This window comes from Cyanobium sp. LEGE 06113, assembly GCF_015207615.1.
Map to the genome: position 1 here is coordinate 48,413 of NZ_JADEWM010000008.1, position 12,873 is coordinate 61,285.

General features: G+C 69.5%; 8 protein-coding genes and 1 pseudogene. 3 read left to right on the top strand and 6 right to left on the bottom strand.

All coding sequences use genetic code 11. The features are described from left to right. Positions 1–15 precede the first annotated feature (15 nt). The 3 genes and pseudogenes from queG (at position 16) to IQ220_RS12895 (ending at position 4,566) form a co-directional block, all read left to right on the top strand. A complete protein-coding gene (gene queG / locus IQ220_RS12885; protein WP_193915436.1) occupies positions 16–1,050 on the top strand; it encodes a tRNA epoxyqueuosine(34) reductase QueG in 1,035 nt (344 codons plus the stop codon). Between the two features lie 9 nt (positions 1,051–1,059). Further along, positions 1,060–1,947: a tetratricopeptide repeat protein gene (locus IQ220_RS12890; RefSeq protein ID WP_193915439.1), complete on the top strand. Its 888-nt coding sequence runs from the start codon at positions 1,060–1,062 to the stop codon at positions 1,945–1,947. A 112-nt stretch (positions 1,948–2,059) separates the two neighbouring features. Then, positions 2,060–4,566, top strand: a pseudogene (locus tag IQ220_RS12895) (DNA topoisomerase (ATP-hydrolyzing) subunit A). 10 nt (positions 4,567–4,576) lie between these two features. On the opposite strand, the gene purF reads toward IQ220_RS12895, so the two are convergent. The 6 genes from purF to IQ220_RS12925 form a co-directional block, all read right to left on the bottom strand. Continuing rightward, positions 4,577–6,070 (bottom strand): amidophosphoribosyltransferase, encoded by a 1,494-nt coding sequence (purF, locus tag IQ220_RS12900; protein WP_225875707.1) that lies wholly within the window; start codon positions 6,068–6,070, stop codon positions 4,577–4,579. Positions 6,071–6,125: 55 nt separating this feature from the next. Then, positions 6,126–8,528: a phosphoribosylformylglycinamidine synthase subunit PurL gene (gene purL / locus IQ220_RS12905; RefSeq protein ID WP_186697856.1), complete on the bottom strand. Its 2,403-nt coding sequence runs from the start codon at positions 8,526–8,528 to the stop codon at positions 6,126–6,128. 54 nt (positions 8,529–8,582) lie between these two features. Further along, positions 8,583–9,509 (bottom strand): RNA methyltransferase, encoded by a 927-nt coding sequence (locus IQ220_RS12910; protein WP_186697854.1) that lies wholly within the window; start codon positions 9,507–9,509, stop codon positions 8,583–8,585. 5 nt (positions 9,510–9,514) lie between these two features. Next, complete coding sequence (dnaN, locus tag IQ220_RS12915) at positions 9,515–10,642, bottom strand: DNA polymerase III subunit beta (RefSeq protein ID WP_186697852.1); 1,128 nt, start codon at positions 10,640–10,642, stop codon at positions 9,515–9,517. Between the two features lie 470 nt (positions 10,643–11,112). Further along, a complete protein-coding gene (thrC, locus tag IQ220_RS12920; protein ID WP_193915630.1) occupies positions 11,113–12,171 on the bottom strand; it encodes a threonine synthase in 1,059 nt (352 codons plus the stop codon). 86 nt (positions 12,172–12,257) lie between these two features. Beyond that, complete coding sequence (locus IQ220_RS12925; protein WP_186697850.1) at positions 12,258–12,866, bottom strand: alpha/beta hydrolase; 609 nt, start codon at positions 12,864–12,866, stop codon at positions 12,258–12,260. Between the last annotated feature and the right edge of the window lie 7 nt (positions 12,867–12,873).

Below are 12,873 nucleotides of genomic sequence, written 5' to 3' on the forward strand. Positions count from 1 at the left end.
GCAACTGTACGGGCGATGCCGAGCGGCACCCAGAGCGCCCGCTTCGGCCGTGGCCGCAATCCAGAGCCGACGGTCGATCCGGCCAATCTGGTGGAGGCGCTGAAGCAGCGGGCCCTGGCTCTGGGATTCGATCCCGTGGGGGTGGCCGCCGTACCGGGAGGGCCGCGAATGGAATTGCGCAGCGCCGCCCTGGTGCGTTGGTTGCAGCAGGGAGACCAGGCGTCGATGGCCTGGATGGCCGATCCGCGCCGCCGTGCTGCGGAGGCGCTGCTTCCTGGTGTGCGCAGCCTGCTGGCGGTGGGGCTGAACTATCACGTCGCCGCGGAGCGGCCCCGCGGCGCCTTGAAGGTGGCCCGCTACGGCTGGGGTCGGGACTACCACCGGGTGATCGATGGCCGCCTGCGGCAGCTGGGCCGTTGGCTGGAGGCCGAAGTTCCCGGCTGCCGCTGGCACGCCTGTGTGGACAGCGCGCCGCTGATGGACAAGGCCTGGGCGGAGGAAGCCGGCCTGGGCTGGATCGGCAAGCACGGCAACCTGATCCACCGCCGTAAGGGCTCCTGGCTGCTGCTCGGTCACCTGCTCACCACTGTGGCGTTGCCGCCGGACCGGCCGGCCGTGCCCCTCTGCGGCAGTTGCAGCCGCTGTCTGCCGGCCTGCCCCACCGGCGCGATCCGGGAACCCTTCGTGGTGGACAGCCGGCGCTGCATCGCCTTCCACACGATCGAGAGCCGTGAGCCCCAGTTGCCCGCCGGGATTGCCGGGCAACTGCAGGGCTGGGTGGCCGGCTGCGACATCTGTCAGGAGGCCTGCCCCTGGAACCAGCAGCCCCTCGAGAGCTCAAGCGATCCCGATCTGGCGCCGCGGCCCTGGTGGCTCAGCCTCTCGGCCGATGCCTTGGAATGGAGCGACGCGGCATGGGATGAACATCTGCGTGCTTCGGCACTGCGGCGGATCAAGCCCTGGATGTGGCGGCGCAACCTGCGGGCGGCCCTGGGGCGGCCGGAGCCTGAACCGGTTCGGAAGCCACTGCCTAGGGTGGAAGAGCCTTGATCCACGTCAATGAGTTCGCGCTGGCTGCGCGCCCTTGCACGCGTTGCCCTGGGACTGACCCTCAGCCAGACGCTCCCGGCCCAGGCCCTGGTTCCCTACACCTACGTTCCCAATCCCACGGAGCTTCAGGGCGCGGGCCTGGGCATTGCCCAGGCGGCCGCCAGGCTGCTGCGGCTGGGCCAGGCCGAAGACGCCGCCCGACTGGCCGCCCTGACGGTGCAGCTGCTACCGGCCGATCCGCGCGGCTGGATGCTGCTGGCGGAAGCCCAGCTGCGCAGCAACCAGCGCCAGGAGGCGGCTGTCTCCCTGGCCAGGGCCAAGGATCTCGACCCGAACAACGCTGGCATCTGGTTCGCTGAGGGCTCCCTGGCCCTGCGCGATAGCCGTCCTGAGCAGGCGATCGGCCTGCTGGAGCAGGGCCTGCGGCTGGACAGCCGCAACGCCAGCGCCTATTTCGACCTCGGCAACGCCCACATTCTGCTGAACCAGCCCTCCCAGGCGCTGAAGGCCTTCGAGCGGGCCAGTGGCCTGCGCAAGGACTTCTGGGAAGCCATCAACAACCAGGCCCTGGTGCTCTACGAGCAGGGCAACGTGGAGGAGGCGATCAGCCGCTGGCGGCGGGTGCTGCGGATCAAACCCGACGCCGCTGAACCCAACCTGGCCCTGGCCGCCAGCCTGTTCCGGCGGGGCGGTGAAGCCCGCAGCGAAGCCCTGGAGCGGGCCGGCAAGGCCCTGGACCTCGAACCCAACTACGTGCTGGACAGCTATCAGAAGGAGCAGCTGTGGGGACCGAAGCTGCGCACCACCACCCAGCAGCTGTTCGAGCAGCAGGAGCTCAAGGCCCAGGTTGACCGCGCCATGGCCAATGCCAGCCCGGAGGATGGCCTCGACCTCTGAGCCATCGGATCAGCCGTCGGCAGGGGTGGCGGCCGTCTTGAGCACCGCAATCCCCCATGGCAGCTGATCGGTAGGCTGAGCCCCACCTCTCGCCCCCAGACTTCAGCAGCGGATGGCCGAGGAGCGCGGCAACGAAGGCAACGGCGGATCCGGCTGGGCGGGCCGCATCCAGCCGATCGCCCTGCATCAGGAGATGCAGCGCTCGTATCTGGAATACGCCATGAGCGTGATCGTGGGGCGGGCCCTGCCCGACGTCCGCGATGGCCTCAAGCCCGTGCAGCGGCGCATTCTGTTCGCGATGCATGAGCTCGGGCTCACGCCCGACCGCCCCTACCGCAAGTGCGCCCGCGTCGTGGGCGACGTGCTCGGCAAGTACCACCCCCACGGCGACCAGGCGGTCTACGACGCCTGGTGCGCCTGGTGCAGACCTTTGCCAGCCGCCATCCGCTGCTCGATGGCCACGGCAACTTCGGCTCGGTGGACGACGATCCGCCGGCCGCCATGCGCTACACCGAAACGCGGCTGGCCCCGATCGCCAACGAGGGCCTGCTGGATGAGATCGGCAACGACACCGTCGATTTCGCCTCCAACTTCGACGGCTCCCAGCAGGAGCCCACCGTGCTGCCGGCCCAGCTGCCGTTCCTGTTGCTGAACGGCTGCACCGGCATCGCCGTGGGCATGGCCACCAACATCCCTCCCCACAACCTCGGCGAGGTGGTGGATGCCCTGGTGGCCATGATCCGCAAACCCGATCTGAGCGAGGAGGAGCTGCTGGCCCTGGTGCCCGGGCCCGACTTCCCCACGGGAGGGGAGGTGCTGATGAGCAGCGGCGTGCGGGACACCTACCGGGTCGGTCGGGGCAGCATTCCGATGCGAGGGGTGGCCCACATCGAAGAGGTGCAGCCCGGCAAGGGACGGCACCGGCGCAGTGCCGTGGTGATCACCGAGCTGCCCTACCAGCTGAGCAAGGCCGGCTGGATCGAGAAGCTGGCCGAGCAGGTGAACGACGGCAAGATCGGCGGCATCGCCGACATCCGCGACGAGAGCGACCGGGACGGCATGCGGGTGGTGGTGGAGCTGCGCCGCGACGCCAGCGCCGACAACGTGCTGGGAGAACTGCAGCGGCGCACGGCCCTGCAGAGCAACTTCGGCGCCATCCTGCTGGCCCTGGTGAACGGCCAGCCGGTGCAGCTGAGCCTGCGGCGGATGCTGCAGGAGTTCCTGGACTACCGGGAACTCACCCTGCTGCGCCGCACCCGCCACGCCCTGCGCCGCTGCGAAGACCGCCTGGAGGTGGTGGAGGGTCTGCGCAAGGCCCTGGCTGCCCTGCAGGAGGTGATCGCCATGATCACGGCGGCGCCCGATGCCGCCAGCGCCCGCGCCAGCCTGCAGGTGCGGCTCGACCTGAGCGAGCGCCAGGCCGACGCCGTGCTGGCCATGCCCCTGCGCCGCCTCACCGGCCTGGAGCAGGAGAGCCTGCACAAGGAAGCCCAGGATCTGCTGGAGGAGCGCACCCGGCTGCGCCACCTGCTCGACGACCGCACCAGCCTGCTCAAGGCGATGGTGACGGAGTTCAAGGCCCTCAAGGCGCGCTTCGCCACACCCCGCCGCACCCGTCTGGTGGAGGGCGGCGACGACCTGGTGGCCCAGCGGGCCGCCGCGGCCAGACCCAATGCGGAGCTGCAGCGCCAGCAGGCCCTTGAGGCCCTGCCGCCGGACAGCCGGCTGGTGGTGCAGGCCGATGGGGCGGTGAAAATCGTGACGCCCCAGGTGCTGGGGCGGCTTCACCTCGATGAGGCGATCGCGCTGGGCGACCATCCCGCCCCCGGACAGCTGGTGCTGGCCGTGACCGGCCAGCCGCCGGTACTCGCCTTCACCACCGACGGACGGGTGGCCCTGCTGCGCTGGGAGTTCGCCGGCCAGCAGCCCGGCCCGCTGGAGCGGTTCCTGCCCGACAGCCTCGATGGCGCCACGGTGTTGCAGTTGCTGCCGCTGCCGCAGGACAACCCGGAGCAGCCCCTGAGCATCGGACTGCTGAGCAGCGACGGCCGCTTCAAGCGACTCCCCCTCGACGCCTTCCAGGAACTCTCCGGCCGCGCCGCCACGGTGCTCAAACTCAAGGACGGCGTGCACCTGCAGCAGGCGGTGCTCTGCCGGGAAGGGGAGGATCTGGTGGTGGCGAGCAGCACGGGCCGGATGCTGCGGCTGCTGGTGCAGGAAGCGGATGTGCCGCTGATGGGCCGGGCCGCCCAGGGGCCGGTGCTGCTGCGGCTGCTGCCGGACGAGCAGGTGGTGGGGGCCAGCTGCCTGGCCGGAGACGGATCCGTGCTGCTGGCCAGCCGCTGTGGCCTGATCAAGCGGCTGGCGGTGCAGAGCCTGAGGCGCTGTCAGCGGGGCGATCTGGGCCAGATCGGCCTGCGCTTCAGCCAGCGGGGCGATGCCCTGGTGGCCGTCTGCGACGACCGCAGCAAGGTGGTGGCCGTGCTGGTGGGCGAGGGCCGCAGCAGCCGCTTCATCCCTGGGAACCTCAGGCTGGAAGACGCCAGCAGTGCCCCTGGGGAACCCCTGCCGATGCGTCCAACCGAAACCTTGCAGGCCCTCGTGCCCCTGCTGGGCTGAGCAAGGGGGCTCAGCGCAGGCTTGCGGCGATGCCGGCGGGCTCGAGCATCAGCTTGCTGGAGCGCACGTCGTCGTCCATGGCAATCGGATAGTTGCCATCGAAGCAGGCGGTGCAGAAGTGGGAGGAGTTGGCCTGGGCGGCCTCCACCATGCCCTCCTGGCTCAGGTAGGCGAGCGAGTCCACGCCCAGGTGGGCCGTGATCTCCTCGAGGGTGAGCCGGGCGGCGATCAAGTGGTCCTGGCTGTCGGTGTCGATGCCGTAGAAGCAGGGGTGGGTGACGGCCGGTGAGCTGATCCGCATGTGCACTTCGCTGGCACCGGCATCGCGCAGGGCGGCCACCAGCTTGCGGCTGGTGGTGCCACGCACGATCGAGTCGTCGATCACCACCACCCGCTGGCCTGCCAGCACATCGGGCAGGGGATTGAGCTTCACACGGATGCCGGCCTCGCGCATCGCCTGGGTGGGCTGGATGAAGGTGCGCCCCACATAGCGGTTCTTGATCAGGCCATCGGCATAGGGGATCCCGGTGATCTGGGAGTAGCCGATCGCCGCCGGAATGCCCGAGTCGGGCACGCCGATCACGATGTCGGCCGCCACGGGGGTTTCGCGGGCCAGCACTTTGCCGATGCGCACCCGGTAGCTGTAGAGCGATTCACCGAAGAAGCGGCTGTCGGGGCGGGCGAAATAGATCATCTCGAACACGCACAATTTGGCGGGTTCGTCACACCAGAGGCTGCGCCGCGGCTCGGCCTCCCCCTGCAGGTAGTGGATGATCTCGCCTGGCTGCACGTCGTCTTCGAAGCTGGCGCCGATGATGTCCAGCCCGCAGCTCTCGCTGCTCACCACCCACTGGCCGTCGCCGGGTTCACCGAGGTGGCCGAACACCAGCGGGCGGATGCCATGGCCATCGCGCAGGGCAAACAGGGAGCCGGCGGTGCCGATCACCAGGCTGAAGGCCCCACGGCAGAGACCCGCCGCTTCGCGGATGGCGGGATCCCAGTCGAGCCCACGGTTCACGGCCCGCTGCACGGCAAAGGCGATCAGCTCCGAATCGGTGGTGGAGGTGAGTTCGCTGGCAATCTCACGCAGGTCTTCGCGCAGCTGGGAGGCATTCACGAGGTTGCCGTTGTGGGCGAGAGCAAAGGGACCCAGCCGGGTGTTGAGCACCACGGGCTGGGCATTGCACACCTTGCTGCTGCCGGTGGTGGAGTAGCGGTTATGGCCGATCGCCAGGTGGCCGGGCATGCGCTCCAGCACGTCCTGATCAAACACCTGGCTCACCAGGCCCATGTCCTTGTGCAGACGCACCTGCTGGTCGTCATCGAACACGGCAATCCCCGCCGACTCCTGCCCCCTGTGCTGCAGGGCATAGAGACCGAAGTAGGTGAGGTTGGCCACCTGCTGACCCGGAGCCAGCACGGCGTACACACCGCAGGCCTCTTCGGGCTTGTCAGAGCGCTCGTCGGGGGACGCGATGGACGGGGCGGGCTCCGGATGCTTCACCGCCACAAGCCCACTGTCACAGAGGTCGTCGTCGCATTCTGCACGACCACACCGCTCAACTGGTGGGGGGCAGATCCACACCCATGCGGCGGGGAATGGCCTGCTCGAACTGCTGCGCCAGGGCGCTGACCGGCACGTCCAGCAGGGAGTGGCCAGCCAGGCTGATCTGCAGCTGGGGCGTGGCCTCGACGCTCCCCAGCCGTTGGGCCGGCAGGTCATCCCCCGCCTGGACCAGGGCCTGCTGCCAGGCTCCAGCGTGGCAGGCCGGCACCCCCACCAGCACCCTGGCGCCGCCCTCGGCAAACAGGAGGCGATCAATCCTGTGGCTGCTGGCGGGCAGGTCCAGGCCAGCACCAAGGCCGGAGGCGATGCAGCTCTCGGCCAGCGCCACCGCCAGGCCGCCATCGCTGAGGTCGTGGGCGGCCGTCACCAGCTGGGCTGCAATCGCCTGGCGCAGGAAGGACTGGACGCGCTGCTCCAGGGGCAGATCCACCAGGGGCGGGCGACCGGTGATCTGGCCGTGGATCGTGGCCAGGTAGCTGCTGCCCGCCAGCCCGAAGCGCTCGTCTGCCTTCCCGCCATGCTCCTGCTGCCCGATCGGCAGGCCCAGCAGCCAGATGGCATCGCCAGGCTGGCGCCAGCCCAGGCCACAGATCCGGCTGAGGTCATGCACCAGGCCCACCATGCCCACCACGGGCGTGGGGTGGATCGGCTGCATGCGGCCGTCGGGGAGCCTGGTCTCGTTGTAGAGCGACACGTTGCCCCCGGTGACGGGCGTGTCGAGGGCGCGGCAGGCCTCCGAGAGGCCGCGGCAGGCCATGGCCAGCTGCCAGTAGCCCGTGGCGGTGTCGGGGGAGGGGAAGTTGAGGTTGTCGGTGATGGCCAGGGGCTCGGCACCCACGCAGCTGAGGTTGCGGGCGGCTTCGGCCACCGCCGCCATGGCACCGCGCTCGGGGTCGAGGGCCACCCAGCGGTTGGGGCAATCCACCACGGCCGCCACGCCGCGGCTGGCCCGCTGCATGGCCCCCTCCCCCTGTTGGGGCCGCAGACGCAGCACCGCCGCGTCGGCGGCTCCGGGCGTCACCACCGTGTTGGCCTGCACCTGCTGGTCGTACTGGCGGTACACCCAGCGCTTGGAAGCGATGCTGGGGTCATCGAGCAGGGCCAGCAGCACCGCGTTCCAGCTCAGGCGGGCGGCAGCGTTGGGGCCGGCGGCAGGCGTGATGCCGGCGGCGCTGGCCTCGGGCAGCTGGTCCTCGCTCCAGCGCCAGTGAGCCTGGATCGGCTCAGGGGGTTCGGCCAGCAGGTCGTGCTGGTTGATCGGCGTGTCCTCGGCCAGGGCGCTGGCGGGCACCTCGGCGGCCACCCGGCCGTGCTGCAGCACCCGCACCACGTTCTCCTGCAGCACCCGGCCCACCACCGCCGCCTGCAGCCCCCAGCGGGTGAAGCGGGCCATCAGCGCCTGCTCGCGCTCGGGCTTCACCACGAAGAGCATGCGCTCCTGGGATTCGCTGAGCAGAAACTCGTAGGCGCTCATGCCGCTCTCGCGGGCCGGCACGCGATCGAGATCGAGCTCGATGCCCAGGCCCCCCTTGGCCGCCATCTCCGAGCAGCTGCAGGTGAGGCCGGCGGCGCCCATGTCCTGGGCGGCCACCACATCACCACTCTGAAAGGCCTCCAGGCAGGCCTCGATCAACCCCTTCTCCAGGAAGGGATCGCCCACCTGCACGGCGGGGCGGTCGTCGAGGGAGGCCTCGGTGAGCTCGGCTGAGGCGAAGCTGGCGCCTCCCATGCCGTCGCGGCCGGTGGTGCTGCCCACGTAGACCACCGGGTAGCCCACCCCCTCAGCGCCGGAGCAGACGATCTCGTCGGTTTCCATCAGCCCCAGGGCCATGGCGTTCACCAGCGGATTGCCGGAGTAGCTGGGGTCGAAGGCCACCTCGCCGCCCACCGTGGGCACGCCCACGCAGTTGCCGTAGTGGGCGATGCCGGCCACCACGCCCTCCATCAGGCCCACGTTGCGCTCGTCCTCGAGGGGCCCGAAGCGCAGGGCGTTGAGCAGGGCGATCGGCCGGGCGCCCATGGTGAAGATGTCGCGCAGGATGCCGCCCACGCCGGTGGCGGCCCCCTGGAACGGCTCCACGGCCGAGGGGTGGTTGTGGCTCTCGATCTTGAAGGCCAGGCGCTGACCCTCGCCCAGATCCACCACGCCGGCGTTCTCACCCGGGCCCACCAGGATGCGCGGGCCGCTGGTGGGGAAGCCCTGCAGCAGCGGCCGCGAGTTGCGGTAGCAGCAGTGCTCCGACCACATCACGCCGAACATGCCCAGCTCGGCGCGGTTGGGGGCGCGGCCGAGGCGGCGGCAGATCTCCTCGTAGTCGGCCTGGCTGAGGTTCTCCTTGCGCAGGGCCTCGGCGAGGGGGAAGTCGGGAGCCGGATCGTGGAGGGCAGCAACCACAGCCGGAGCGGATCAGGAACTGCCAGTGTGGCTGAGCGGCCGAGCTCCCCCTGATCAGCCCCAGGGATCCTCTTGCTGCTCCTGCTCCGCATGCCTGGACGCAGGCCGGCGGCGCCTTGAAGACCGGGGCAGCGGCGGTCCGTCCTGCTCCTCCTCCATGGCCTCGCTGGGCTCCTCCTGCCAGGGCTCTTCCCAGGGCTCCAGGGGCGCTTCGGCGGGCTGGTCCTGGAAGTCGACCGGCTGCCGCCGGGTCGGCTCCAGGCCCGGGTCCCAGTCCTCGTCCCAGCCAGGATCCCAATCCGCGGCGCGGCGCAGATCCGGCGCTTGCGGGCCTTCACCCCAGGGGGGCTCCTCCAGCCAGCCCTCCACCCGCTGTTCGACGCGATCGCCCACCTGCTGGAACTGGTCGCGCAAGCGAGTGGTTTCCTCCTGCATCTGATCCCGCCAGCGCCTGGAGCGCCGCAGGAACTGCTGCCGCACGCTGGCCCGGGCCAGGGGCAGGTCATCGAGACCCTGCAGGGCCGTGAACACCTGGCCGGGCTGCTGGTCCACGATCCGCTCCGGGCTCAGGCGCCAGCGGCTGCTGCCCGGCAAGCGCGGATCACTGCGGCTCACCAGGTAGTGAAGGATCCGGCCGCTGGCCAGCTCGATGGCGGCATCGGCCAGGGTGCCGATCGGCTCGCGCCTGCTATCGAGCAGGGAGGCATCGATCAGCGTGGGCAGCCGCTCCAGGGTCTCCTGGTCGGTCTCGGCGGGTTCCCCCTTCACCAGCACCTCCAACTCGAGCAGCCCCCTCAACTGGTCGAGACGCCAGACCAGGCGACGCGAGCCGAAGGCGGACGGACGGCTGACCCAACCCAGCACCCGGTGCACCGGCGGGTGCATCCACACCATCACGCCGGCGCCCCGCTCCAAACCCTCCTGGCAGCGCACCCGGCGCCGCAGCAGATCACTGAGCAGAAGCTGATCGGGGAGCCCCACGCTGCTCAGCTGCGGATCTGCACCGGCATCACCAGGTAGGTGAAGTCCGAAGCCTCGCGGGGCCGTAGCACCGCCGGGGTGGTGGGGGCGTTGCAGTGCAGGTCCACCTGATCGGAGCCAATCGCCTTGAGACCTTCCAGCAGATAGCGCACGTTGAAGGCAATCTGCAGCCCCTCGCCCTCGATCGTGGCCGGCAAGGACTCCGAACCCCGGCCCACGTCCTGGGCGTCGGCCTGCACCTGCAGCGTGCCGCTGGTGGGATCGGCCGTGATCTTCACCACGTTGTTGTGCGGGTCGGCCAGCACGGCCACCCGCTCCAGGGCGGCGATCAGGGCGCGACGATCAATGCCGATGCGTCGCGTGAACGCCTCGGGGATCAACTGGGGGTAGTTGGGGTACGTGCCGTCGAGGCTGCGGCTGGTGAGCACCTGGTCTGCCCAGAGAAACACCACCTGGCCGTGCTCACAGAACAGGCTGAGCGGATCCTGGGAGTGGCGGCTGGAGAGCAGGCGCTCCAGCTCGCGCAGGGAGCGGGAGGGCACGGTGACCGCGAAGGGCTCACCGATGGCGGCGTGGGCCAGGCGCAGCACCGACAGCCGGTGACCATCGGTGGCGGCGCACTCAAGGCCCTGTCCATCGAGCCGCAGGTGCACGCCGGTGAGCATCTGCTTGGCCTCATCGCCACTGCTGGCGAACAGGGTGGCCCTGAGCCCCTGAGCCAGGGCCTCGGCCTCCAGGCGCAGCGGCTCGCCGCTCTGCACCAGTGGCAGATCGGGGAAGTCATCAGCGGGCATGCCGCGCATCTGATAGGTGCCCGAGAGGCTGATCAGATCCACGAGATCGGCCTGGTCCGGGCAGGTGATCGTGATCGGGCCATCGGCCGACAGGCGCGAGACGATCTCGGCGAACAGCCTGGCCGGCAGAGTGATGGCGCCGCTCGTTTCCACCTCGGCCGCCATGCTGGTCTGGATGCCAAGGCTGAGGTCGTAGCCGGTGAGGCTGAGGCGGCCGGTGCCGGCGTCTGCGGTGAGCAGCACGTTGGCCAGCACGGGATGGGTCGGCCGCGTGGCGACGGCACGACTGACCAGCTGAAGGCTGCCGCTGAGTTCTGTCTGGGAGCAGACCAGCTTCATGGCGATGCGGTGCCGTGCCGGAGGACGGTCTGACGGGAGGCTCCACGGTTCCACAGCGCGGCTGATTGCGCAACGGCGGGGATCCGGCGCTGGTCTGCCGACTTCTCTGAACAGATCAGATCATTAGAAGCAAGAGCAACCCGTCGTCGTAGAGCCTGTGGAAACGGCGGAAATCCTGCCGATCAGCCTGCAGCAACAGCAGAGTCGCGATCTGAACAGGGAGGAGAACCGCAGCGGGTCTGCGGAACAGATTGCCTTTTCCACACTTTCCCGGGTCTGGGGAAATCGACGCTCACGACCTGCTGCGCCCAGCCCCCAGCCCCTCCCCCGGCAACAGCGGCCTTTCCGCTGCCTTTCCGCAGGCACTTTTTGGAATGGCTGCGCAAGATCTGCTGTTGGCAGGCCATGACAAAGCCCCCGCAGAGCAGGGGCGAACCGACGCCCGCAGGGCGCCTTTGGACCACGGCCTCTCAGAACCCCATCACTTCGGCCACCTTTGCCGTATCGGCCTCCAGGCCGGTGTGGAACGGGGCATCGTTGTTCTCGATCGCTGTGGCGGGATCCTTGAGGCCGTTGCCCGTGAGCACACACACCACGGTGGCGCCCGCCGGCACTTCGGCCCGGCGCTTGAGCAGACCGGCCACCGAGGCAGCGCTGGCGGGTTCACAGAACACGCCTTCTTCGCTGCCAAGAAGTTTGTACGCGTCGATGATCTCGGCGTCGGTGACGGCCATGAAGCCACCACCGCTTTCGGCCTCCACCCGCAGGGCGTTGTCGCGGTTCACCGGATTGCCGATCCGGATCGCCGTGGCGATGGTGTCGGGCTGCTCCACTGTGTGGCCAAGCACCAAGGGCGCCGATCCGGCCGCCTGGAAGCCGAGCATGCGCGGCAACTTGCTGCTCAGGCCGGCCTGCCGGTACTCCTGGAAGCCCATCCAGTAGGCGGTGATGTTGCCCGCATTGCCCACGGGGATGCACAGCCAGTCGGGGGCTTCGCCCAGGGCATCCACCACCTCAAAGGCGGCTGTCTTCTGGCCCTGTAACCGGTAGGGGTTGACCGAATTGACCAGGGTCACCGGGTACTGGTTGGCCACGTCCTGCACGATCGCCAGGGCCCGGTCGAAATTGCCCTGGATGGCGATCACCTGGGCCCCGTAGAGCAGGGCCTGGGCCAGCTTTCCCTGGGCCACGTAGCCATCGGGGATCAGCACGAAGGCGCGCATGCCGCCACGGCGCGCATAGGCCGCGGCGGCCGCCGAGGTGTTGCCGGTGCTGGCACAGATCACGGCCTCAGAGCCGGCCTCCTTGGCCTTCGAAATGGCCATCGTCATGCCCCGGTCCTTGAAGGAGCCGGTGGGGTTGAGGCCGTCGTATTTGAGAAACACGCGCACGCCCCGTCCGATGCGGCTGGCCAGGGCCTGGCTTGGAATCAGGGGGGTGGCTCCCTCCCGCAGGGTGATCACCGGTGTGGCCTCGCTCACCGGCAACCAGGAGCGGTAGGCCTCGATCAGCCCTGGCCAGTCCTGCATCGACCGGCGGCCGGAGCCAGGCCCCCAGCCCAGGCGACGCAGCGATTGGAGCAGGGGCAAGGGGGCAGGGGGTGGCTGGGCTGAATCTACGGCTCAGATGTGGGTGCCGGAGCGCTGCCTTCCGCTGCAGGGGCGTTGTTGCGCAGGCCGTCCAGGGGGGATTCGGAGAAGAAGCGCACCAGCTCGGTGATCGAGCTGGCCTTCTCCATCACGGCCAGCAGGGCAGGAATGTTCACCTGCAGCTCCTGGGTGGGATAGGCCTCCAGGAAGGAGATGGCGGAGATGGAGCCATCACCATTGGCCAACCCCAGGATCAGGGCGGAGCGCAGGGCGGGAATCCCCTGGTTGGCGGCGCGCAGCGGAAACACCACCTGGGCCAGGCGCTCCAGCAGAGCCTCGCCGATGCGGGTGTTGAGCAGCCGGCTCACCAGGGTGATCGGCAGCGGCAGCGACTGGTTCAGCAGGGTCGCGACCTGTTCGGGGTTCTGGTTGCTGAAGCGCAGCACGTCGGCCAGCAGGCCTCTGGCCTCTCCGGTGCTGGCCAGGTGCTGCAGATCAGCCACCGGCAGGGAGCGACGGAAGGCGCCGCTCACAAAGACGATGTTCTCAGCCGCCAGCAGGGCTGGGGACGACAGGCTCAGACCCAGGCCCAGCAGGGCACCCAGAAGCCTTTGGCGAAGTGCTCTTGATGGCATGGCCCCA

Coding starts and splice junctions, on each gene's coding strand:
- queG (WP_193915436.1), top strand. CDS start 16: ATGCCGAGCGGCACCCAGAGCGCCCGCTTCGGCCGTGGCCGCAATCCA.
- IQ220_RS12890 (WP_193915439.1), top strand. CDS start 1,060: ATGAGTTCGCGCTGGCTGCGCGCCCTTGCACGCGTTGCCCTGGGACTG.
- dnaN (WP_186697852.1), bottom strand. CDS start 10,642: ATGAAGCTGGTCTGCTCCCAGACAGAACTCAGCGGCAGCCTTCAGCTG.
- thrC (WP_193915630.1), bottom strand. CDS start 12,171: ATGCAGGACTGGCCAGGGCTGATCGAGGCCTACCGCTCCTGGTTGCCG.
- IQ220_RS12925 (WP_186697850.1), bottom strand. CDS start 12,866: ATGCCATCAAGAGCACTTCGCCAAAGGCTTCTGGGTGCCCTGCTGGGC.